Annotated in this window: 18 protein-coding genes and 1 riboswitch; of the genes, 2 read left to right on the plus strand and 16 right to left on the minus strand. The window is 67.9% G+C overall.

The window, feature by feature from the left end; all coding sequences use genetic code 11:
- Positions 1-104: 104 nt before the first annotated feature.
- The 8 genes from glmM to B0B01_RS03800 form a co-directional block, all read right to left on the minus strand.
- The gene (gene glmM, locus B0B01_RS03765; protein WP_076647602.1) at positions 105-1,448 is read right to left on the minus strand and encodes a phosphoglucosamine mutase; all 1,344 of its coding nucleotides are present in this window, start codon (positions 1,446-1,448) and stop codon (positions 105-107) included.
- The gene (gene folP / locus B0B01_RS03770) at positions 1,441-2,469 is read right to left on the minus strand and encodes a dihydropteroate synthase (RefSeq protein ID WP_076647605.1); all 1,029 of its coding nucleotides are present in this window, start codon (positions 2,467-2,469) and stop codon (positions 1,441-1,443) included. Before folP ends, glmM begins: the two co-directional genes overlap by 8 nt.
- Positions 2,466-3,398, minus strand: a complete 933-nt coding sequence (locus tag B0B01_RS03775; RefSeq protein ID WP_076647609.1) for a dihydroneopterin aldolase — start codon at positions 3,396-3,398, stop codon at positions 2,466-2,468. Before B0B01_RS03775 ends, folP begins: the two co-directional genes overlap by 4 nt.
- A gap of 134 nt (positions 3,399-3,532) precedes the next feature.
- Complete coding sequence (locus B0B01_RS03780; protein ID WP_076647612.1) at positions 3,533-4,237, minus strand: cell wall hydrolase; 705 nt, start codon at positions 4,235-4,237, stop codon at positions 3,533-3,535.
- Positions 4,238-4,382: 145 nt separating this feature from the next.
- Positions 4,383-6,992, minus strand: a complete 2,610-nt coding sequence (locus B0B01_RS03785) for a putative PEP-binding protein (RefSeq protein ID WP_076647615.1) — start codon at positions 6,990-6,992, stop codon at positions 4,383-4,385.
- A 126-nt stretch (positions 6,993-7,118) separates the two neighbouring features.
- Positions 7,119-9,173, minus strand: coding sequence for a glycine--tRNA ligase subunit beta (gene glyS / locus B0B01_RS03790; RefSeq protein WP_076647618.1), 2,055 nt, complete (start codon positions 9,171-9,173; stop codon positions 7,119-7,121).
- Positions 9,173-9,709, minus strand: coding sequence for a DUF6446 family protein (locus B0B01_RS03795; RefSeq protein WP_076647621.1), 537 nt, complete (start codon positions 9,707-9,709; stop codon positions 9,173-9,175). The genes glyS and B0B01_RS03795 overlap by 1 nt, the downstream gene beginning before the upstream one ends.
- Positions 9,706-10,638: a glycine--tRNA ligase subunit alpha gene (locus B0B01_RS03800; RefSeq protein WP_076647624.1), complete on the minus strand. Its 933-nt coding sequence runs from the start codon at positions 10,636-10,638 to the stop codon at positions 9,706-9,708. Before B0B01_RS03800 ends, B0B01_RS03795 begins: the two co-directional genes overlap by 4 nt.
- 214 nt (positions 10,639-10,852) lie before the next feature.
- Between B0B01_RS03800 and B0B01_RS03805 the strand changes: the two genes are divergently transcribed.
- Positions 10,853-12,613 (plus strand): serine protease, encoded by a 1,761-nt coding sequence (locus tag B0B01_RS03805; protein ID WP_076647629.1) that lies wholly within the window; start codon positions 10,853-10,855, stop codon positions 12,611-12,613.
- A gap of 24 nt (positions 12,614-12,637) precedes the next feature.
- Here the strand turns inward: B0B01_RS03805 and B0B01_RS03810 are convergent, their stop codons facing one another.
- The 7 genes from B0B01_RS03810 to B0B01_RS03840 all read right to left on the minus strand — a co-directional run bounded on the left by B0B01_RS03810 (position 12,638) and on the right by B0B01_RS03840 (position 21,409).
- Positions 12,638-14,086: a TrkH family potassium uptake protein gene (locus tag B0B01_RS03810; RefSeq protein ID WP_076647632.1), complete on the minus strand. Its 1,449-nt coding sequence runs from the start codon at positions 14,084-14,086 to the stop codon at positions 12,638-12,640.
- 83 nt (positions 14,087-14,169) lie between these two features.
- Positions 14,170-15,273, minus strand: coding sequence for a GTP cyclohydrolase FolE2 (gene folE2, locus B0B01_RS03815; RefSeq protein ID WP_076647635.1), 1,104 nt, complete (start codon positions 15,271-15,273; stop codon positions 14,170-14,172).
- Between the two features lie 99 nt (positions 15,274-15,372).
- Positions 15,373-16,569 (minus strand): O-succinylhomoserine sulfhydrylase, encoded by a 1,197-nt coding sequence (metZ, locus tag B0B01_RS03820; protein ID WP_076650039.1) that lies wholly within the window; start codon positions 16,567-16,569, stop codon positions 15,373-15,375.
- A gap of 64 nt (positions 16,570-16,633) precedes the next feature.
- Positions 16,634-16,710, minus strand: a riboswitch (SAM riboswitch).
- 128 nt (positions 16,711-16,838) lie between these two features.
- Positions 16,839-17,468, minus strand: a complete 630-nt coding sequence (locus tag B0B01_RS03825; RefSeq protein WP_076647638.1) for an inner membrane-spanning protein YciB — start codon at positions 17,466-17,468, stop codon at positions 16,839-16,841.
- The gene (locus tag B0B01_RS03830; RefSeq protein WP_076647641.1) at positions 17,465-18,379 is read right to left on the minus strand and encodes a DMT family transporter; all 915 of its coding nucleotides are present in this window, start codon (positions 18,377-18,379) and stop codon (positions 17,465-17,467) included. Before B0B01_RS03830 ends, B0B01_RS03825 begins: the two co-directional genes overlap by 4 nt.
- A 97-nt stretch (positions 18,380-18,476) precedes the next feature.
- Positions 18,477-19,676, minus strand: coding sequence for a signal recognition particle-docking protein FtsY (gene ftsY / locus B0B01_RS03835; RefSeq protein ID WP_076647644.1), 1,200 nt, complete (start codon positions 19,674-19,676; stop codon positions 18,477-18,479).
- Between the two features lie 44 nt (positions 19,677-19,720).
- A complete protein-coding gene (locus tag B0B01_RS03840; RefSeq protein WP_076647647.1) occupies positions 19,721-21,409 on the minus strand; it encodes an NAD(P)H-dependent oxidoreductase subunit E in 1,689 nt (562 codons plus the stop codon).
- 189 nt (positions 21,410-21,598) lie between these two features.
- Here B0B01_RS03840 and B0B01_RS03845 point away from each other — a divergent pair, with 189 nt between their 5' ends.
- Positions 21,599-22,015, plus strand: a complete 417-nt coding sequence (locus B0B01_RS03845) for a hypothetical protein (protein WP_076647650.1) — start codon at positions 21,599-21,601, stop codon at positions 22,013-22,015.
- 49 nt (positions 22,016-22,064) lie between these two features.
- Here the strand turns inward: B0B01_RS03845 and xseA are convergent, their stop codons facing one another.
- On the minus strand, positions 22,065-23,636 hold the full coding sequence (xseA, locus tag B0B01_RS03850) for an exodeoxyribonuclease VII large subunit (protein ID WP_076647653.1): 1,572 nt from the start codon (positions 23,634-23,636) through the stop codon (positions 22,065-22,067).
- Positions 23,637-23,676: the final 40 nt, after the last annotated feature.

Here is a 23,676-nt window from a genome sequence, read left to right on the forward strand (position 1 = left end):
CCGGACCGTCAGACCGGAACGGTTCGGCCTCCCCGGATGCACGCGCATCCGGGGATTTTCCTTATCCGTGCCCCCGCGGCGGGCACCCGGTCAGCCGGGCCATGTCAGGCCCCGGATCGCTCGACCGCGGCGATCACCCGCTCGACCACCCGCTGCATGAGGACTTCGTCCTCGGATTCGGCCATGACGCGCACCAGCGGCTCAGTACCCGACCGGCGGATCAGGAGCCGCCCCCGGCCGCTGATCTCGGCCTCGGATTCGGCGATCGCCGCCTTGACCCCGGCCGCTTCGAGCGGCGCCTCGCCGGCACTGTAGCGGACATTGCGCAGAAGCTGCGGCACCGGCTCGAACTGGCACAGGAGCTCGCCCGCACGCCGTTCTGAAGCGACCATCTCGGCCAGGAAATGCAGGCCCGCCATCAGCCCGTCGCCGGTGGTCGCGTGGTCGCTCATGACGATATGGCCGGACTGTTCGCCGCCCAGATTGAAGCCGCCCTCACGCATCCGCTCGACCACGTAGCGATCGCCGACAGCCGTGCGTTCGAGCGCGATGTCATGGGCCGAAAGATGGCGTTCAAGCCCGAGGTTCGACATCACCGTCGCGACCAGCGCCCGGCCCGCAAGCCGCCCAGCCGCCGCATGGCGGATCGCGAGCAGCGCCATCAACTGGTCGCCATCGGCAACCCTGCCCTGCTCGTCGATCAGGATCACGCGATCCGCGTCGCCGTCAAGGCAGATGCCCACATCCGCGCCCCGCTCGACCACCAGTTTCGCCGCCGCCCCGGGGCTGGTGGAGCCGCAGTCGCGGTTGATGTTGAAGCCATCCGGTTCGACCCCGAGCGGGATCACCGTCGCGCCCAGTTCCCACAGGATTTCGGGCGCGGCGCGATAGGCCGCGCCGTTCGCGCAGTCGATCACCACCCGCAGCCCCCTGAGGCCAAGCCCGCGCGGCAGCGACGCCTTGATCCGCTCGCCATAGCGGAACCGTGCGTCATCCACGCGCTTTGCCCGCCCGATGCCCTCGGCCGGGGCGGGCTCGACACCGGACTCGATCAGGCGCTCGATCGCGGCCTCGGCCCGATCCGACAGCTTGAACCCGTCCGGGCCGAAGAACTTGATGCCGTTGTCCGGCGCCGGGTTGTGACTGGCGGAAATCATCACGCCGAGGTCGGCCCGCATCGAGCGCGTCATGAGCCCGACCGCCGGGGTCGGAACCGGCCCGAGCAGAAGCACATCCATGCCGGTGCTGGTCAGCCCCGCCGTCAGTGCGTTTTCGAACATGTAGCCGGAAAGGCGCGTGTCCTTGCCGATCACCACGCGGTGGCTGCCGCCATCCTCGCGGTGGAAATGGCAACCGGCCGCGGCCCCGATGCGAAGCGCCATCTCGGCCGTCATCGGGTGCAGGTTGGCCGTGCCGCGCACGCCATCGGTTCCGAAAAGTTCACGCATCCGCAATCTCCTCTGCTCCGAAATGCACCGCCTGCCAGAGCCGCACCGCCTGCGCGGTCTCGGCCACGTCATGAACCCGCAGAACCTGCACCCCCTGCGCAAGCCCGGCAAGCCCGACCGCGATCGAGCCGGGCGCCCGCGCCTCGGCCCGTTTCTCGCGCCCGAAACGCCCGATGAAGCCCTTGCGCGACACACCAAGCAGAATCGCGCAGCCAAGACCGTGAAACAGGCCGATACTGCGCAGGAGCGTAAGATTGTGCTCATGCGTCTTGCCGAAACCGATGCCCGGATCCGCAAGGATCGCGCTACGCGGGATGCCGGCGCTCACCAGCAGCGCGATGCGTTCTTCCAGCGCGTCATAAACATCAAGCAGCACGTCGTCATAGCGCGGATCGTCCTGCATGGTCTTCGGGTCGCCCTTGCTGTGCATGACGCAGACCGGAACGCCCCGCGCGGCGCAGAGCGGGGCAAGCGCCGCGTCATAGGCAAAGGCCGAAACGTCATTCACCAACGCCGCGCCGGCATCGAGCGCGGCCGCCGCCACCGTTGCCTTGCGGGTGTCGATCGAGATCGGCGTGCGGGTCTCCTGCGAAAGCGCTTCGATCACGGGCAACGCGCGGGCGATCTCTTCGGCCTCGCCGATCGCGGAGGATCCGGGACGGGTCGATTCGCCGCCGATGTCGATCATGTCGGCGCCAGCGGCCACCATGGCCAGCGCCCCCTGCCGCGCGGCGGTGAAATCCCCGTGGACCCCCCCGTCCGAGAAACTGTCGGGGGTGACGTTCAGGATTCCCATGATCCGGGGCCGATCCAGCCTGAGCCCGGCAATGGCCGGGCGCGGCGCGGTCAGGGCCTCGCGCCAGTCGGCAGGCAGGTCGGTCGCAGGCAGAATGCGCGGGGGCATGGCGCGTTCAAGCCGCTCGACATGGGTGAACCAGAGCGGCCCGCCGGTCAGCGGCAGCGCCCCGCCGGGGCGGCCCTCGCCGCATTGCACGAGCGGCCGGAACCGCGGCGCGCTCACAGCGTCACCTGGTCGAGCGGCACCGCGCGCATGGCGACATCCGCCGTTTCGGGAAGGCCGGCGCCGATCACGATCATTTCGCTCGCCTCGAAGCTGGCCGCGAACCAGGCGGCGAGCGCCACCGCGTCGCCGCGCCCGACCGCCGGGCCGTCAACCGCGTCGAGCACGATCTTGGACGGCGCCCAGACGCTGATCTGGCCATTCTTCATCGCCCAGTCGAGCTCGGTCCGGGTCGCCACGACCTTGCAGCGCTCATCGCGCGCCGCCAGCACCCAGGCGTTCTGCTCGATCGCCAGCAGGTCGATGCGGCGCTGCGTCATGCGGTGGCCCGTTTCGGGCACCTCGAAATCGGGCGCGCCGACGCAGAGGATCAGCGGCTGGCCGCCGGCGCGCGCCTGGTCGATCCAGTCCGGCAGATTGGCCGAAGCGATGGCGCCGTTGCCGAGAAACACAAGCCGGGGATGAGGGCGCGCCCCGTTGTCGGCGGGCGCACCGGCGGCCTGAACGCGGGCCTCGCGCGAGCGCACGATTTCGACCCCGAGCGCGCCGGGCCCCCGGTCGAGCTTTTCGATACGCACGAACACCCGCACCGCCTGCGAGGCCCGCAGGATCCGCGCCGCCACGCGCTCGGCCAGGGTTTCGAGCAGGTTGAGCCGTTCCTCGGCAAGGGATTCCGCGATCGCCTCGGTCACGCGGTCATAGGACAGGATCCGGTCCACATCGTCATCGACCGGATCAGTCAGGGGGCGCACCTCGACCACGATGTTGAAGCGCACCCGCTGAATGGTGCCGCGTTCGTCCTGAAAGGCGCCGATCTCGACCTCGACGATGTGGTCGCGCACCGAAATCCGGTCGAGCGGGTTGTTCATGCGCATGGCTTCGGCCCGCTCTGAGGGATGTGCAAAAGCGGTGCGGATCTCGCTGTCCATGAGTGGGCGGCCCTTCGGGAATGCAGTATGACACAAGCCCGGTTCCGAGCCTGGAACGGCCTTCTAGCGCGGTTCGGCAGCGATCTGAACCCTGTATCTTGCCCCGATCGTTCCGGTGCCGTGGCGGGTGGCGATCAGTTGATGCTCGCGGTCTGATAGCTGTCGCGATAGAAAAGATGCGATCCGATTTCCGCGGTGCGCACATAGGTGTGGGCCCAGGACGGCTGCACGTGGCGGGCATGGAAATGCGTCGCACCGCCGGTCAGCGCAGGCACCGTCCCGTCGAGCGTCGCCCGCGCAACCTTGGCGACCCGCTCGAAGGCGCGCTTTTCGCTGATCGTCTCGGATTTGCCGTCGCAGGCATAGGAGAACTGGCAGCTGTTGCCGGCGCCCTGCCGCACCACTCCGCAGACGGTCTTGGGATATTGCGCAGCCCGCGTGCGGTTGAGGATGACTTCGGCGACCGCGAACTGGCCGCGGATGGCCTCGCCCCGCGCCTCGAAATAAAGCGCCTCGGCCAGGCAGGCAAATTCCTCGCCCCCTTGCGCCTTGGGCTGACTGTCGATCCAGGAGCGGGTGAAGCTCACCTTGCCGATCCATTTCGGCAGTTCGGCCGGCGGGCGCGGCGATGTGGCCGGCCCGGTCGAAGCGGCGGCAACCTTGGTCGCGACCTGCGCCGGGTCCGCCGTATTGGATTCGACCAGCCCGAAGTCGGCACCCTTGGCCGGGGCGGCGGATTTGGCTTCTGGATGGATCGTCGATTCGGCCCGCGTCTGGTGTATCGGCAGCATGGCGGCGAAGGCGGTTGCCAGCGCAACCGCAACGAAATGTCTATTCATGCGTTCCCTTTCGAGACACGCCCCGGAGGCGCAATTGAATTGCAGCAGAATCAAATGCAGCAGACGGGACCGGCCATTAGCCTGCAGAGGACGAGAGGTCCAGTTTCAGGATCCTGACCGGGAAAATCGGTCAAGATCTGCCGATTCATGCCGGATAATGCGGCCCGGCTCCGCCGTGCGGGGAAATGTCGCGGGACCAGGGCAGATCGCCCAGCCGGCTGCGGATCGCGAACTGCGCCGCCGCGAGCCGGGCCAGCGGCACCCGGAACGGTGAACAGGAGACATAATCGAAGCCGGCATCGCGACAGAAGGCGATCGAATCGGGGTTGCCGCCATGCTCGCCGCAGATCGACAGGGTGATCTTGGGGCGCGCGGCGCGGCTGCGGGTGGCGGCGATCTCCAGCAGCTCGCCCACCCCGTCGAGGTCGAGCACATGGAACGGATCCTCGGCATAGACGCCCTGCTGCACGTAAAGCGACATGAACCGCCCGGCATCGTCGCGCGACAGGCCATAGGTCATCTGCGTGAGGTCATTGGTGCCGAAGCTCAGGAAATCGACCAGCGGCGCGATCTCGCCGGCGCGCAGGCAGGCGCGCGGCGTTTCGACCATGACGCCCAGCCGATAGGCGAAATGGCGCCCGGTCTCGGCCCGCACCGCCGCCGCCACACGGTCGATATGCGCCCGCACCAGTTCGACCTCGCGCGCGGCCGAAACCAGCGGGATCATGATATCGGGCACGAGCGGCGCGCCTTCCTCGCCGGCGCGGAGCGCGGCCTCGAAGATCGCGCGGGCCTGCATCTCGTAGATTTCCGGCACGGTTACGCCCAGCCGCACGCCGCGCAGCCCGAGCATCGGGTTGTATTCCGCCATGGCCTCGATCCGGCGGGTGACGTCCGACACCGGCAGGTCCAGCGCCTCGGCCAGTTCGCGCTGCCCGCTGCGGGTCGCGGGCAGAAATTCGTGCAGCGGCGGATCGAACAGGCGGATGCAGACCGGCTTTCCCTCCATGATGCGGAAAAGCTGGGTGAAATCCTCGCGCTGCATGGGCAGCAGCCGGGCCAGAACCTCGGCCCGGTTCTCGCTGGAATCGGTAAAGATCATCTGGTGCAGCACGGTCAGGCGGCCGGGATCGACGAACATGTGTTCGGTCCGGCACAGGCCGACGCCCTGCGCCTTGAAATCGCGCGCGAGGCGGGCATCCTCGGGCGTGTCGGCATTGGCACGGATCTCGATGTCGCGGGCACGGTCCGCCCATTGCATCAGCACCTGGAAGGCATCGTCCTGCGCCGCCTCGAGCAGGCGCGGCTCGCCCGCCAGGATCTGCCCGGAGGTGCCGTCCACGGTGACGATGTCGCCGGCCTGAAGAACCCGCCCGTCAGCGGTCTTGACCGGCCCCTTGCCGCTTTCGAACCGCAGCGAGGTGGCGCCGACGATACAGGGCAGGCCAAAGCCGCGGGCAATCACGGCCGCATGGCTCGACATGCCGCCGCGCACGGTCACCACGGCAACCGCTGCATGCATGCCCCGGACATCCTCGGGCGAGGTCTCGCGGCGCAGGAGCACGCAGGGCTCCTCGCGGGCGGCCGATGCCAGCGCTTCGGCAGAGGTGAACACGACCCGCCCGCGGGCGGCGCCGGGGCTTGCGGCGATCCCCCGCGCCAGCACGTCGCGCCGCACCCCCGGCGCGACCTGGCGGTGCAGCAGCGAATTGACGCTGCTCGGCTCGATCCGCAGCACCGCCTCCTCGCGGGAAATGATGCCGTCCTCCGCAAGCCGGACGGCGATGCGCACGGCGGCGCGGCTGCTGCGCTGCACGCGCACGCCATCCAGAAGGTGCACGTGGCCGTTCTCGATCAGGAACTCGACCTGCATTTCCTCGCGCAGCCGCTGCCGCATCCGCGCGGCATAGGCTTTCAGCCTGGCAAATGCCTCGGGCGCCACATCTTCGAGCGACGGCCCGCGGGGATCGTGTTCGAGATAAAGCGCCGACTTCGCGCCCAGCGCCTCGCGCCCCTGCCCCCGGCTGAGATAGCGTCCGGTGATCTGCGGCAGCCCGGTTTCGGAATCGACAAGCTGAAGCACCCCCGCGCCGCATTCCGACGTGCCGACCATCGGGATCATCTGCTGCACCACAAGGCCGAGCCCCGCCTCGGCGGGCGCCCCCTTGGCCTGCCGCAGGAGCCGCGCCGAGGTGCTGCTCCAGGCACGCGCCATGGACTGGAGCACCCCGGCAAGCTGATCGCCCCGGTTCTGCGGAAAGGGCTCTTCGGTCTCGGCCTCGTAGATGCGCAGCGTTTCCGCCAGACCTTCGCATTCGTCCTCGGGAAGGTCGTCGAAAAGATCGGGGTCGAGCCGCGCCACATGCACCGCATAGGCCTGCACGAAGCGGCAATAGAGCCGCGTCGCGGCCTCTGCCCCCATCAGTTCGGACAGCCGCGCCTGGTGGTCGTCGTTCATGCCGATGTTCAGCACCGCGCCGGGCCCGCCCCAATCCGGATCCTCGGACGAGGGGCGCACGCAAAGCAGGCTGCCGGCATCGAACTGTTCGAGAATGAGGCGGATATTCGGCAGGTTGCCCGCCGCCGTGCGCCGCACCGCGGAAAAGGACAGCGCCACCGTCCGGGGCACCGGCATGTCGAGCCGCACCAGCCGTTGCAGACACTTGGCCCGCCCGCCGTGAGTCGCTGCCTTGATCGGCGCGTTTGGCGTGATCAGCGTGATATCGGGATCATTCTGCACCGCAGCACCCTCCATGCCGGTGCAACATAAGAACCACGGGACGGGACGCAAGGAAAAGATCCTGTCTTCCCTTGCGGCAATGGGCCGGCGATCGCGGCGCCCGGACGCATATGTCGCCCCCTCGGCACCGCCGGGCGTGGTTCAACCGATGCGCGAGAGATCCGCCACCTCGCGGCAGGTCGCGCAGATCCGGTGCAGGAGATTCAGCCGGTTGCGGCGCAGAACCGCGTTGTCGGTGTTGATCTGCACCGCCTCGAAAAACGCGTCGATCGGCGCGCGCAATGCAGCCATCGCGCTCATGGCGGTGGCGAAGTCCTCGCGTTCGAGCGCCGCGCGAATCTCGGGCTCGGCCTTATCAAGCGCCGAAAACAGCGCGGATTCGGCCGGGTCTTCGGCAAATTTCGCATCGGCGCCGAAGGAATACTCCACCCCGTCGCGTTCCTCGGCCTGGGTCAGGATGTTATGCGCGCGCCGGAAACCCTGCAGCAGGTTCTCGCCGTCCCCCGTCCTGAGCACCGCATCAAGCGCCCGCGCCCGGTGCACCAGCAGCACGAGGTCATCGCTCCCCTCCATGCCGATGCAGGCGTCGATCACGTCATGGCGGATGCCCTCGTCGCGCAGGTGAACTTTCAGGCGGTCGTGGAGGAAGGACAGGAGGTCCGCCCGGTCATGTCCGGCATGCCCCTTTGCAAGAACATCGCCCAGCCGCGCGTGCAAGCCGTTCTCCAGCACCAGCCGGACCACACCCAGTGCCGCCCGACGCAGCGCAAAGGGATCCTTGCTGCCGGTCGGCTTTTCATCAATCGCCCAGAACCCGGTCAGCGTGTCGATCTTGTCCGCAAGCGCCACGGCGACCGAAACCGGCGCGGTCGGAACGGCGTCGGTCGGTCCCAGCGGCGAATAATGGTCGCGCGCGGCATCCGCGACCGCGATGGGCGCGCCGGATTCGAGTGCGTAATAGCGCCCCATCACGCCCTGGAGTTCGGGGAATTCGCCCACCATTTCGGAGCGCAGGTCGAGCTTTGCAAGCCGTGCCGCCTGTTCGGCAAGGTCCGCATCGGCCCCGACCAGCGGCGCGATTTCCCGCGCGAGCGCCGCGATGCGCTCCACCCGCTCGGCCTGCGAGCCGAGCCTGTTGTGGAACGTGACCGATTTCAGCCCCTCGGCCCAGTCCTTCATGCCCGCGCACGCCTCGCGCAGGTCGTTTTCCCAGAAGAACCGCGCATCCGAAAGCCGGGCCGCCAGCACCTTCTGGTTGCCGGCAAGGATGGTCGCGCCGCCGTCCGCGGTGTCGCGGTTCGCCACGGTGATGAAGCGCAGGATCCGCCCCGTTTTCGCATCGCGCAGGGAAAAGAATTTCTGGTGTTCGCGCATGGACGTCCGCAGCACCTCGGGCGGCAGGTCGAGGAATCGCTCCTCGATCTCGCCCATCAGGACCACCGGCCATTCGACCAGCCCCGCAACCTCGGCCAGCAGCGCCGGATCCTCGATCAGGTCGAGCCCGGTGGCAAAGGCAAGGTTTTCGGCCTCGTTGCGGATGTGGTCGGCGCGCTCCGCGCCCGAGAGCACCACATGGGCATGCTTGAGACGCTCGGCGTACTCCTCGAACCCCGTGACCGCGAACCGCCCCGGCGCCATGAAGCGATGCCCCTCGGTGGTGTCGCCCGCGGTGATCGCCTCGATCTGCAAGGGCACCACCTGCGCACCCGCGCCGTCCGTCAGGATGCAGAGGATCGACTGCAGCGGCCGCACCCAACGCAGGGTTCCCGTGCCCCAGCGCATGGATTTGGGCCAGGGAAAATCGCGGATCACCGCATCCAGCACCTCGGCCACGATCTGGTCCGCGCCGCGGCCCGGCCGTTCGATCACCGCGAACCAGATCTCGCCCTTCGGCGTCTCGCGCCGCTCGAGCGCGGCAACATCCACCCCGGCGCCCCGGGCGAACCCCTCGACCGCCTTGTCGGGCGCACCGACGCGCGGGCCCTTGCGTTCCTCGCGCAGCGCGCGCGACCCCTCGGACAGCCCCTCGATGGCCAGCGCAAGGCGGCGGGGCGTGGCGAAAGCGGCGGCATGGGCATAGGTCAGCCCCGCCTCGACCAGCCCGTCGGTCATGCGCTTCTTCAGCACGAGGGCCGCGTTTTCCTGCATCCGCGCGGGGATTTCCTCCGACAGCAGTTCGACCAGAAGATCGGGCATCACTCGCCCCCTTTCGCATTCGGAAGCGGCGGGCAATCCGCGCCAAGCTCGGTGCCGTCATAGGCCTTTTCGCCGCAGTCGTTGAGGTCGTGCCAGACATAGCCATGGCCGTCTTCGGTGATCGCGATGATGCGATCAACGCCGTAGGAGATGTTGGATTCACCAACGAACAGCGTCGCGCGCCCGGACTGGATAGCCTCGTCGATCTTTCCGGCATCGAAACAGCGGAACCAGAACGGCCCGATGCGCGGCACGCGGTCCTTGAGCGTCTGGTGGTCGCGGGCGAGCGCGGCCGGGTCGGCTGTGGTGGTGAAACAGGCGCGATAGCGGATCGGCGAGCTTTCGGCGTCGATGGCCTGGAAATCGGCATAGGGGATCGGCTGCGGTTCGCCCGAATCCCGCGCGGCAAGCCGGACGTCGCGCCCCTGCACCGGCTCGACCGTGTGATAATAGCCGTAGACCTGCAGATACCAGACCGCGGCCCCGGCGATCAGCCCGCAGGCGAGGATGACAATGGCGACGATGCGCCCGCTCATGCCTGCCACCCGCCGGCTTCGGTGGCAAGGAACGCCTCGGCGCATCTGCGGGCCAGCGCCCGCACCCGGCCGATATAGGCCTGCCGTTCGGTCACGGAGATCACGCCCCGCGCGTCGAGCAGGTTGAAGACATGGCTCGCCTTGATGCACTGGTCATAGGCCGGATGCGCCATGACGATGCGCTTGCCGCTGGCCGGATCCTGCGCCGGGGCGGCAAGAATCGCCGCGCATTCGGCCTCGGCATCCTCGAAATGCTGAAACAGCATCGCCGTGTCGGCCACGTCGAAATTCCAGCGGGCGTATTCCTCTTCGGTCTGGCGGAACACGTCGCCATAGGTCAGCGGCACCGGCGCGTCCGGGGCGTTGAACGGCATCTTCATCACGTGATCGACCCCGAGCACGAACATCGCGAGCCGTTCGAGCCCATAGGTCAGCTCACCCGAAACGGGATGGCAGTCCTGCCCGCCGACCTGCTGGAAATAGGTGAACTGGCTGATTTCCATGCCGTCGCACCAGACCTCCCAGCCAAGCCCCCAGGCGCCGAGCGTCGGGCTTTCCCAGTCGTCCTCGACGAAGCGGATGTCATGCAGCGCCATGTCGATCCCGATCGCGTCGAGGCTGCCAAGGTAAAGATCCTGCAGCTCCGGCGGGCTCGGCTTCATCAGCACCTGGTACTGGTAATAATGCTGCAGGCGGTTCGGGTTCTCGCCATAGCGCCCGTCGGTCGGGCGGCGCGAGGGCTGCACATAGGCCGCAGCCCAGGGGCGCGGCCCGAGACTGCGCAGCGTGGTGGCGGGGTGAAAGGTGCCGGCGCCGACCTCCATGTCATAGGGTTGCAGGATCGCGCAGCCGCGCGCGGCCCAATAATCCTGCAACCGCAGCAGGATGTCCTGAAACGAGCGCGGCGCGCCGCTGTTGCTGCTGCTCATCTGGAGTAACCCCCGTTGGATTGTCCGCCGGACCGGGCCGGAACCGGCAGGCCGGGCAAAGGCCCGCCGTGCCTGCGTTTACCTACGCAAGGGCGCGAAAAGGGTCAACGGCGCAACAGGGCCACGCGGTCCGCATCAACGGCCATGGCCAAGGTCCGGCTTTCCTGTTTATCTGCGGCGCGATCCGCCGTCACAACAGGAACCCAGAGGGCCGATGAAATCCGTTCTTGCTTGCCTGATCGTGGCGCTCATGGCGCTGTCGCTTCCGGCCGCGGCGCAGGACAGCCGCGAGATGTCATGGGTGCAGATCGAGGCGCGCCCCACCCTCAGCGAAGCCGAGGCCCGCGCCCGCGACTGGGGGCGCAACCTTGCCGATGTGAACGGTTTTGCGCTGGGATCGGGGTGGTATGCGATCGTGCTTGGCCCCTATTCGCGCGCCGATGCGGAACGCGTGCTGCAGGTCTATCGCACCGAGTCGCAGATCCCGGCCGATTCCTTCATCGCCCGGCCCGGCAGCCTTGGCCAGCGGTTCTGGCCGGTCGGCGCCGCCATGAACAGCGCCACCCTGCCCGACAGTCTCCGCCCCGATCCGGACGCGGCGCAAAGGGATGCGGCGCAACCCGGCGCAACCGCAACCCCGCAGGACCCCGGCGAGACCCCCGAACAGGCCCGTGCCGCAGAGCGGCTCCTGAGCGGCAAGGAGCGGCAGACGCTCCAGCAGGCCCTGCGTGCGGGCGGGTTCTACGCCGGCGCGATCGACGGTGCCTTCGGGGCCGGGACGCGGCGCTCGATGGCCGACTGGCAGGGCGCGAACGGCTATCCGGCGACCGGGGTGCTGACCACGCGCGAGCGCGAGGCGCTGATCGCGCAATACGAGGCGCCGCTGACCGAGGCCGGGATGGAACTGGTCCATGACCGGGAGGCCGGCATCGAAATGCGCATCCCCGGCAATCTGGTCGCCTTCACCCGCCACGAATCGCCTTTCGCGGTTTACGGGCCGGCCGGGGATTCGGGGGTGCAGGTGCTCCTGATCAGCCAGGCCGGCAACGAGGCCACGCTCGCCGCGCTTTACGAGGTGCTCCAGAGCCTGACCATCATCCCGACCACCGGGCCGCGCGACAACAGCGGCAGCCGCTTCGTGATCGAGGGGCGCGATGATGCCTCGGTCGCCCATGCCGAGGCGACACTGGACGACAGAGAGATCAAGGGATTCGTTCTGGTCTGGCCCGCGGGGGACGACATGCGCCGCACCCGCGTTCTGGCGGCGATGCAGGAAAGCTTTACCCGCCGCGACGGGGTGCTCGATTCCGCCATGGCTGCGCCCCTGCCCGAGGATCTGGACCTTGTGGCGGGGCTGGAGACGCGCAAGCCGCGGGTGGGGCATTCGGGATTCTACGTCGATCATGAAGGGCGCGTCCTCACCACCGCCGATGTGGCGGCGAGTTGCTCGCGCCTGACCATCGACGGCCATGAGGCGCGGCTGCTTGCGCAGGACGAGACGCTCGGGCTCGCGCTGATCGAGGCGGAAGAACCGCGCGTCCCCATGGGTTTTGCCCGGCTACGCAGCAGCCCGCTGCCGCTTCGCTCCGACGTGACGCTTTCCGGCTATTCCTATGGCGGGGCGCTGGATGCGCCGGTGCTCACGCATGGGGAACTGGCCGATAACGGGGGGCTCGAGGGCGAGCGCGAGCAACTGCGCCTGTCGCTCAAGACCACGCCGGGCGACGAGGGCGGGCCGATCCTCGATGCCGGGGGCGAGGTCGTCGCCATGCTGCTGCCCTGGGGCGATGCGTCGCGCGAATTGCCCGAAGGCGTGAGCCTGGGCCTCGGGGCCGGGGCGCTGCGCGGATTCCTCGACCGGCATTCGGGCGATACGCAAGAGACCGCCCCGGAGTCGGCGCCCGGGCCGCTCACCCCGGCGGGGTTTGCCCGGCTCGCGAACGGGATGACCGTATTCGTGAACTGCTGGGAATAGCGGGCGGGCGCGCCGCACAACCTTTCAGGCGCGCCAGAAGGCCGGCGTCAGCATGACATAGACGGTCATGAGCTCGAGCCGCCCGACCAGCATGGCGAGGATCAGGATCCCTTTCGCCGAATCGTTCAGCCCGGCGAAATTGCCGCTCGGCCCGATCAGTTGCCCAAGCCCGGGCCCGGTATTCGTCATGGCCGTCGCCGCCCCGGAAAGCGCGGTCACGAAATCGAGCCCGGTCAGCGACAGCGCCACCGAGAACAACCCGAGCGACACGAAAAAGAACACGAAGAACACCATGACCGAATTCAGCGTCTCGGGCGGCACCGGCTTTCCCTCGTAACGCGGGGTGAACAGGCCATGCGGGGTGCGAATGCGCTGCAACTGCACCCGGATCGACGAAAACAGAAGCTGATACCGGAAAATCTTGATCGAACAGGTGGTCGAACCGGCACAGCCGCCGATCAGCGCGACGAAAAAGAACAACGCGATGAAGAACGGCCCCCAGCGCATGTAATCCGCGCTCGCATAGCCGGTGCCGGTGATAATCGAGGTCAGGTTGAACAGCGATTCGCGCAGCGCCTGCTCAAAAGGGTGCGAGTGGCTGCGCATCAGGGCAAAGACCACGACCGCGACCAGAACCGCCAGCATGCCGACAAACACCCGCACCTGGCTGTCGCGCAGCAGCGGCCGGCCATTGCCGTTCACAAGCTGCACGTAACGCACGAAGGGAAGCACGGCGAGGATCATGAACAGCACCGCGACATATTCCGCCGGGCCCGTGAACCTGCCGAAGGACATATCGTAATTCGAGAACCCGCCGGTCGAGATGGTGGTGAAGGAATGCACCGTCGCGTCGAAGAACGACATGCCGATCAGGACATAGCAAAGCATGCAGGCCAGCGTCAGAAAGATGTAGATCACCGAGATCTGCGCCGCGATCTCGGTCGCCCTCGGCAGGATCTTTCCCATCGTGTCGAAGGCCTCGGCCCGGAAGATCTGCATCCCCCCGACCCTGAGTTCCGGCAGGAAGACCATGGCCATGACCACGATCCCGATGCCGCCGAGCCATTGCAGGATGCCCCGCCACAGCAGGATCCCGCGCGCCATGCCGTCAAGCCCGGTGATCACCGTCGATCCCGTGGTGGTGAGCCCCGACATGGCCTCGAAATAGGCGTCGAGCAGGCGCAGTTCGCTCTCGCCCAGCATCAGGGGCAGCGCCCCGAACAGCGGCAGGACGACCCAGACCCCGCTGGTCAGCAGGATGGTTTCCGGAATGTTCAGCCCGGCCCGCAATCCGTTCGAACAGGACAGCGCGATCAGCCCGCCCGAAAGCATGGTTATGACGCTGCTTTCCAGAAAGACGCTCCAGTGTCCGCGCCCCTCCGCCAGATCGACCAGCATGGGCAGGATCATGGTCGCGCCCAGGATCGCGATCAGCAGGCCGATGACATAGCCGATGGGGCGCAGATCAAACATGACGCGCAGCGTTGGCGCCCCGGTGCGAAGCTGTCAAGCCGCACGGGCGGCGCGCGCCGGGTGGGCCCGCGTCCGCCCGATGGTCAGCCGACGTGGAACATGCTCGGGAAAAGGCGCGGGTCGATGCTGCCCGAGGCGAAGGTATCGCCCTGCACCAGCATGCTCACCGCGTCGTGGCTGTGCAGGCTTTCCTGGTGGCTGGCCACCACGCGGAAATCGCCGATCCGGGGATCCCGCTGAAGCTGTTCGCAGAACAGCCGCACCGCATCCTCGACAAAGATCGGATTGGCCGCGTTCAGTTCCGCGAATGCCTGCTCGTCCTCGCGCTTGACCATGACCTGGGTTTCGGTCGGAACCGCGCGGCGGCAGGCCTCGATCAGATCCTCGAACCACATGCAGGGCCCGTCCGGCACCAGCGCAACCGAGACCCGCGCCACCGACCGCTGCGAATGCGGCGTCGCAAGCTGTCCGCGGGCCGAGCGCGCATGTTCCGAAAGCTCGAGCGAACAGGGGCAGGTCGAGGAATAGACGTAATCCAGGTGCATGATCTTCTGGCGCTGCCCGTCGCTTTCAACAAGTTCGAGCGCGATATCGTAATACTGATACCCCTCGAGCCCCGACCGCAGGCTGGTCATCTTGACCGGAAACGAAAACCGCATCTGGATCCGCGCATCCAGGCTTTCGAGATCGGATTTGTAGTCGTCCAGCGCCCCCTCGATCACCTCGAAGCTGAAGGTGCGCTCGCTATGGGTATAAAAGCTGCGCATGATCCGGGACATGTTGATGCCCTTCTTCTCGGCCTCGAGGCTCACCGTGCCGGTGACCGAGGTCTCGAGCGTCAGATCCGCCCCGTCGCGGCGGTGAAAGCGGATCGGCAGGCGGAAATTCGATATTCCCACGTGCTGAATCTGTTCGCGCGCGCCCAGAATAAGGCTCGCCGGGCCGTTCTGCAGATCGGGAAGCTCGGCCCGGTATTCGGGATCGACGATGAAGTCGGCCGGATACTCCCGGGAAAAGGCCGGGTAAGGCGAGGCCGGATCCGGCTCCGCAAGGCTGCGGAGCGCGGGATCGAGTCCCGCCAGCTGTTCGGCGCTCGCCCGCCGCGCCCAGGCGCGCAGCAGTTCGAGCGCCGCCCTCGCCTCGGTATCTTCCGGAGCCCGGTCCAAGGTCGGATTCTGGATGTTCATCAAAGATCCCCCTTCTGGCATCTGGCGCCTATGTAGGCAGTCCGGCAGGGGATTGCCATGACCGCCCCCCGGCGGCAAGCCCCCTGCCCGCCCGGCCTCTCAGCCCGCCGCGTTCCGTGCCGCCGCAAGGCCCGTCCGCATGTCCTCGATCAGATCGGCCGCATCCTCGATTCCGGCCGAAAGGCGCAGCAGCCCCGGCGTGATTCCCATCCGCTCGCGCTCGCCGTCACTCAGCCGCTGGTGGGTCGTGGTGGCGGGGTGCGTGACGATGGTCTTGGCATCACCGAGGTTGTTCGAAATGGTCGCGATCTTCAGCGCGTCGAGAAAGGCGAATGCCGCCGCCTTCCCCCCCGCAAGGTCAAGCGTCACGATCGTGCCCCCCGATCCCATCTGCGCCATGGTCAGATCATGCTGGGGATGGTCCGCAAGCCCCGGATAGACTACCCGCGCAAGCCCCGGCTGTCCCTGCAGCGCCTCGGCCAGCGCGAGCGCATTCTCGGCCTGGCGCCGCACCCTGAGGTCGAGCGTCTCGAGCCCCTTCAGCATGATCCAGGCGGTAAACGGGTTCATCGCCCCGCCGGTGTGCTTCATGTAGGGTTCGACCACGTCGTGAATGAACTCCCGCCGCCCGAGGATCACGCCGCCAAGGCTGCGCCCCTGGCCGTCGATATGCTTGGTCGTGGAATAGGCCACCACATCCGCCCCCTGCGCGATCGCCCTGGAGAACACCGGCGAGGCAAACACATTGTCCACGATCACCACGGCCCCCGCGGCATGGGCCAGTTCCGACACCGCGGCGATGTCGACCACCTCCAACGTCGGGTTGGACACCGCCTCGAAAAACACCGCCTGCGCGCCGCCCGCAAGCGCCTCGCGCCACTGGTCCAGATCGGTGCCGTCGACCAGCACGATCTCGACCCCGAACCGGCCGAGCACGTTTTCCAGCACATAAAGACAGGAACCGAACAGCGCCCGCGCGGCCACCACCCGATCCCCAGCCTTCAGCATGGCAAGCAGTGCCCCGCTGACCGCCGCCATGCCGCTTGCCGTGGCAAAGGCGGCCTCGGCCCCCTCGATCAGCGCGATCCGCTCCTCGAACATGCGCACCGTCGGGTTGTTGTAGCGCGCATAGACGAAATCCTCCGGCCCCGGAGATTCAAACCGCGCCTCCGCCGCTGCGGCGCTCGGATAGGCAAAGCTCTGCGTCAGAAAGATCGCCTCGCTCAACTCGCCATACTGGCTGCGGCGGATGCCGCCGTGAACCGCCTTCGTGCGCACGCTCCATTTTTCGTCCATCATTCTCTCCATTCATCATCACCCGGGCGCGCGCGAACAAAAAACCCCGGCGCGGTCAAGCGAGCGGGGTTCTCTCCTGACCTTTTAGCGGAGTCATTTAACGTGGCCCGCAATCCGTCACAAATCGCCACGACAGAATCTGCTTAGCGCGCTGCGCGCCCCGTGGTCAACACACCGCCGGCCCGGTGCTCTTCCCATGCCTTCTTCTGGGCGGAAATATCCCGGGGGTGCGGGGGCAGCGCCCCCGCCGGCCCCCCGCCGGCCCGGTGTCACGTGTCATCCCCGGACTCGATCATGTAGGGCTGCAGCGCCATGATCTGCCACCATAGAAAGACGAACAGGATCAGCGGAAAGCCGAAGGTCTCGACCTTGACCCAGAGATCGGTGGACACGGAGCGCCAGAGCACCTCGTTGCCGACCGCGAGCAGCGCAAAGACGAGGCAGAGCCGCCGGGTCAGGATCATCCACCCCTCGCGGCGCATGGGCAGGGCCTCGGCCATCACATAGGCAAGCCAGCTCTGCCCGCGCAAAAGCCCGATCCCGAGCAACAGCGCCATCAGGCCGAAAACGATCGTGGTCTTCATCTTGAAGAACCGCTCGTCGTTCAGCCAGGCGGTCAGCCCGCCGAAGACCACGACCAGCACGGCGGTCAGGATCTGCATGCGGCTCAAGGTTCCGGACAGGCGCCAGAGCAGGGCCATCGCCAGAAGGAGGATCGGAATGAACGCGACCGTGGCCACGATGAAGCCGGAATATTCCGTTCCGGCAAAGACATAGCTTTCGTCGCGCAGCCAGATGTAAAGCACGAAGAACAGCAGGGGCGGGCCAAGTTCCAGCACCTGTTTCAGCACCGGGCTGATCTTTCCCGGCCGCTCTTCCGATCCGTCACCCTGTGTCATCCTGCCTCCTGTCCGCCGAATCCTACTATCATCGCCCCCAGGGCGATCAAGCCCATCAGCACGAGCCGGCGCATCCCCACCGGTTCGCGCAGCACCAGCCAGCCGATCAGCGCCGCAAGGACGCTCGAGGTCTCGCGCAGGACCGCCGCCTGTCCCACCTTGTCGAACCGCGTCGCGAGCATGATCGCCCCGAAGCTCAGCAGCGCCACCGCACCACCCGACACCCCGCGCAGAAACAGCGGGCCGAGCGCGGGGCGCGGCTCGAGGGCAGGCCAGCGCAACGCCGCGATCACCGGCATGGCAAACCCGTCGATCATGAAGAACCAGGCCAGGAACGTGAAGGGATCGCGGGGCGACCGCACCCCATGCGCATCCCATGTCGTATAAAGCGCCACGAAAAACCCGGTCGCCAGCGCCAGCAGGATCGCGGCCAAAAGCGTGCTGCGCGCCGCCCGCTCATGGCGCAGGTTGTAAAGCGCAAGCCCGAAAATCCCGGCCAGCAGCCCCATGACCCCGAGCCACTGCAGGGCTGTGAAGGTCTCGGAAAACAGTACCCAGGCACCCGCCACCGCGAACAGCGCCCCGGTGCCGCGGGTGATCGGATAGACCACCGTATAGGCGCCGCGCACATAGGCCCCGGCTTGCAGGAGCTTGTAAACCGTGTGGATGACGAAGGCGACGCCAAGGATGGGCCAGAGATGCGGCTCCGGCCGGGGCACCAGAAACAGCGCAACCGGCGCGGCCATCAACCCATAGCAGAGGTCGATCGCCCCGCGCGACAGCCAGGGGTCGTGGCGCCCCTTCTGCAGCGCACCGAACACGGCATGAAGAAACGCCGCCGCCAGCGCGAGCCCGAGCGCCAGCCAATGCCCGGCCGGCGTGCCCTCGAAGGAAACGAGCCAATCACCCATGGCGGCGGCTTCGCAGCCCCTCGGCATCTGCGCAAGTGGAAAACACGGGCGGGAGAACGGTCGGAACGACAGGCAGGACAGCGGGCGGGCGGTGCGGTCAGGCGGCCTCGAGTTCGAGCCCGGTCAGCGCGGCGGCGAATTCGGCCGGATCGAAAGGCGCAAGGTCGTCGATCTGTTCGCCCACGCCGATCGCATGGATCGGCAGGCCGAACCGGTCGGCCAGCGCCACCAGAACCCCGCCGCGCGCGGTGCCGTCGAGCTTGGTCATGACCAGCCCCGTCACATCGGAAATTTTCGCGAAGATCTCGACCTGGCTCAGCGCGTTCTGCCCGGTGGTGGCGTCGAGCACGAGCAGGGTGTTATGCGGCGCGGTTTCGTCCTTCTTGCGGATCACGCGGACGATCTTGGCCAGTTCCTCCATCAGATCCGCCCGGTTCTGGAGCCGCCCGGCCGTGTCGATCATGAGAAGGTCGACGCCCTCGGCCTCGGCCCGCGTCATGGCATCGAAGGCAAGGCTGGCCGGATCCGACCCTTCCGGCGCGGTCAGCACCGGCACCCCGGCGCGCTCTCCCCAGACCTGAAGCTGTTCGACCGCCGCCGCGCGGAAGGTGTCGCCGGCCGCGATCATCACGCTCTTTCCGGCCGCGCGGAACTGGCTCGCGAGCTTGCCGATGGTGGTGGTCTTGCCCGATCCGTTCACCCCGACCACCAGCACCACCTGCGGGCGCCTGGGGTAAAGCGGCATGGGGCGGGCCACGGGTTCCATGATGCGGGTGATCTCGTCCGCGAGCAGCGTCTTGATCTCCTGCGCGGACAGCTTCCGTCCAAGCCGCCCCTCGGCCATGTTCGCGGTGACGCGCAGCGCCGTCTCGACCCCCATGTCGGCGCTGATCAGCAGCTCCTCGAGCTGTTCGAGCATGGCATCGTCGAGCGTGCGGCGCGCGACCTCGCCGGTGCCCCGGCGCAGCAGGCGGTCGAGCAGGCCCTTTCCGCCCGCCGGATCCGGTTGTTCCGGCGGAATCGGCAGCGGCTCGGGCGTGGGCTGCGGATCGGGCTGCGGCGGCACGCCGACCGGCTCGGGATCGGGTTTCGTATCGGGCGGCTGCGGAACCGGGGTCGGTTCGGGCGCCGGCACCGGATCGGGGGCCGGCTCGGGCGCCGGCGGGATTTCGGGCGGGATCCCGTTGGCGCCGTTGCCTTCATCCTCCCCGCCCTCGCCGACGATGGCGTCAAGGCCCTCCTCGAGGCGCGATGAGGACTTGAACAGCCGGTCCTTCAGCTTGCGGAAAAAGGCCATGTCGCTCCTTTTCGGCGCGCCGTGGCGCGCCGATGTTCCTGCGGTCAGACTTCGTCGGGGAAGTACTTCATGACCAGCTTGATCGGGTTCGGCGCCGCCTGTCCGAGCCCGCAGATGCTGGCATCAATCATCACCTTGCCCAGATCGTCGAGCAGGTCCCTGTCCCACTTGTCGGCCTTCATCAGCTTCACCGACTTTTCGCAGCCGACCCGGCAGGGCGTGCACTGGCCGCAGCTTTCGTCCTCGAAGAACCGCAGCATGTTGAGCGCCGCATCACGCACGCTGTCCTTGTCGGACAGCACCACGATCGCCGCCGAGCCGATGAAGGTGCCGTATTCCTGCAGCACGTCGAAATCCATCGGCACGTCGCCAAGCGACGCGGGCAGGAGCCCGGCCGAGGGGCCGCCCGGCTGGAACGCCTTGAATTCGTGCCCGTCGAGCATGCCGCCGGCAGCCTCGATGATGTCGTGCATGGTGCTGCCGGCGGGCAGGACATGGACACCCGGATTCTTCACCCGGCCCGAAACCGAGAAGCTGCGCAGCCCCTTGCGGCCGTTCTTCTCGATCGAGTTCAGGATCTCCGGGCCCTCGCGGCAGATGCGCGTGACCCAGTGCAGCGTCTCGACGTTATGCGCAAGCGTCGGGCGGCCGAAGATGCCGACCTGCGCCACATAGGGCGGGCGGTTGCGGGGATAGCCGCGCTTGCCCTCGATGCTTTCGATCATCGCGCTTTCCTCGCCGCAGATATAGGCGCCCGCGCCGCGGCGCAGGTCGATATATCCGGGCTCGACGATGCCGGCTTCCTCAAGCTTCCTGATCTCGACCTCGAGCAGCTGGATCACCGCCGGATATTCGTCGCGCATGTAGATGAAGCAGGTCTCGGCCTCCATCGCCCAGGAGGCGATGAGCGCGCCTTCGAGGAAATAATGCGGCTCGCGTTCAAGGTAATAGCGGTCCTTGATGGTGCCGGGTTCGCCCTCGTCCCCGTTCACGGCCACGTAGCGCGGCCCGGGTTCGGCCCGCACAAAGCCCCATTTCCGCCCCGACGGGAAGCCCGCGCCGCCAAGCCCGCGCAATCCGGCCTCGAGCAGCGTTTCCTGCACCTGTTCCCAGTTGCCCTCCCGGCGCAGCCGTTCGAGTGCCTCATAGCCGCCCCTGGAGCGGTAGGTCTCGAAGGTTTCGTAATCGGGAACATGGGCGTGGATGTCGCCGGCCTTGATGGCCGCCTGCACCTTTTCAACGGTGGCATGGTCGATGTGATTCTTGCCGAGTTCGAGCGTCGGCGCCACGTCGCAGCGGCCCATGCAGGGCGCGCGCAGCACGCGGACCTCGCTCGGGTCCATGTCGCGTTCGAGCGCGGCCTGAAGTTCGGCCGACCCGGCCATTTCACAGGCGAGCGAATCGCAGACCCGGATGGTCAGCGCCGGCGGCGGCGTCTCGTCTTCCTTCACCGGATCGAAATGGGCATAGAAGCTTGCGACTTCCCAGACCTCGATCATGGGCACGTTCATCTCGTCGGCGAGGGCGCGCATGTGGGCGGCAGAAAGATGGCCGTACTTGTCCTGAATGAGATGCAGGTATTCGATCATGTAATCGCGACGCCGGCTCCGGTCGCCAAGCAGTGCACGGACCTCTTCGAGCGCCTCCGGATCAAGCTGCCGCCCCTTGGGCGTTCCGCGCCCCTTGCCGCGAGCCGATTTCCATACGCCCGGTTCTTTCGTTTCTGCACTCATCGCGGTGCCTCCTAATCCTCGTCGCCTTGGTCTATAGCTACATTTTCGCGCGGCGTCAGGGTGAAAAGGCGAAAACCCGCTTTGCCTCATACATCGCTGGCGCGCTGGCGCCTGTCTCGGATCTGTCGCGAGCGGCCCATGCTGTCAACAGGCTGGCGCAGCAGGTCCGATTCTGCCAGAGTTCCCTCCATGTTCAAAGCAATTTGCCGCACCCTGCCGCTGCTTGCCCTGCTTGCCGTCCCGGCGGTGCCCCCGGCGGCCGCGCAGGAGGCCATGACCGGCGCGGGCTTCGACAGCTACACCCGCGGCAAGACGCTGTTCTATGGCCTCGCCGGCGAAATCTACGGGGCGGAGCGCTACCTCGAGGGGCAAAGGGTGGTCTGGTCCTTCCTCGACGGCCACTGCAAGGCGGGGCGCTGGTATGAACGGGGCCGGCAGATCTGCTTTGTCTATGACGACCAGCCCGAGCCGCAATGCTGGAGCTTCCGCCGCAGCGCCGGCGGGCTGAGCGCGCGTTACGAGAACGACGCCGCCGCCCCCGAACTTTACGAGGCCGAGAACACCGGGCGGGACATGGTCTGCACCGGCCCCGACGTGGGCGTCTGACGCGATCCGCGCCGGTCACCGGCCCTGCGCCGTGCGCCCGCCATCGCCCTCAGAACAGCGAACCCTGATCGGGCGGCGGTTTCTTCGGCGCGGCCGCGGCCGCCGGGCCCGGATCCGGGGCCGGGGCCGGATCGGGCGCGACCTCGAGCCGGCCATCGGCGAACTGAAGCTCGAGCCGGCGCGCGCCTTTCGCCGCCGCCAGCGTGGTGACGGGCCGGCCCTCGCGCCGCACCACCGCGTAGCCGCGCCGCAGCGTCGCCTCGTAGCCGAGCGTGGCCAGAAGCCGCCCGTGGGACTCGATCCGGGCGTGCAGGCTGGCAAGCCGCGCCGCGCGGTCGCGGGCAAGGCGCAGCTCGATCACGGTCAGGCGCTCGCGCTGCCGGGCGATCCGCTCGGTAAGCGGGCGGGGCACCAGCCGCGCGGACAACCGCCCCCATGCCTCGCGCTGCCGGCAAAGGCCGCGCCCGAGCGCCGGCGACAGGCGCCCGCCAAGATCGTCAAGCCGCGCGCGCCGATGCGCGATCCGCCCCGCCAGAACTGCCGGGCGCAGGCTGCCGGAAAGCTCGAACAGGCGCAGGCGGCGACGCTCGACCGCGCGGATCAGCGCCCTTGGCAGGCGTTCGGACAGGATGTCGAGGCGCTGGCGCGGCCCGTCGAGCAGCGTCTCCCGCCGCGGCAGCCCGCGCGCGAGATCGCCAAGCCGCTGCCGGCGATGGCCCAGCGCATTGCGCAGGCAAAGACGGATCCGCGCCTCCTGCGCCTCGATCGCGGACAGCAGGTCGAGCCGCACAGGCACGGCAAGCTCTGCCGCCGCGCTCGGGGTCGGGGCGCGCCGGTCGGCCGCGTAGTCGATCAATGTCGTGTCGGTCTCGTGCCCGACGGCGGAGATCAGCGGGATCGCGCTTTCGGCGGCGGCGCGGACCACGATTTCCTCGTTGAAGCCCCAGAGATCCTCGATCGAGCCGCCGCCGCGCGCGACGATGATCAGGTCGGGGCGCGGCAGCGCGCCGCCCGGGGTGAGCGCGTTGAAGCCGCGGATCGCCCGCGCGACCTCCGCGGCACAGGCAGCGCCCTGCACCGCCGCCGGCCAGACCAGAACCCGGCGCGGAAAACGGTCGCGCAGGCGGTGCAGGATGTCGCGGATCACCGCCCCCGAGGGCGAGGTCACGACCCCGATCACCCCGGGCAGGAACGGCAGCGGCCGCTTGCGGGCGGCATCGAACAGCCCCTCGGCGGCCAGCGCCTGCCTGCGCTTTTCAAGCAGCGCCATCAGCGCCCCCTGCCCGGCCACCGCGACCTCGTCCACGTTCAGGTTGTATTTCGACTGCCCGCCGAAGGCGGTGAGCCGCCCGGTCACCACCACTTCGAGCCCCTCTTCGGGTTCGACCGAAAGCGCGCCGACCTGCCCCCGCCAGGTGGTGCAGGCCAGCACGTTGCGCTCGTCCTTGACGTCGAAATAGAGATGGCCCGAGCGCGCCCGGAACACGCGCCCGACCTCTCCGCGCACGCGCACCCGGCCGAATTCGCCCTCGAGCGTGCGCTTCACCGCACCGGAAATCTCGGAAACGGTGTATTCGGGGAGGTTCCGCCCCGGGGCGGGCTCGTCGATCAGGTCGGACATCACGGCACCTTGTTTCGCCAATCCGCGCAGCCTAGAACGC

The sequence above is a fragment of the Pontibaca methylaminivorans genome, from assembly GCF_900156525.1.
GTDB lineage: Bacteria > Pseudomonadota > Alphaproteobacteria > Rhodobacterales > Rhodobacteraceae > Pontibaca > Pontibaca methylaminivorans.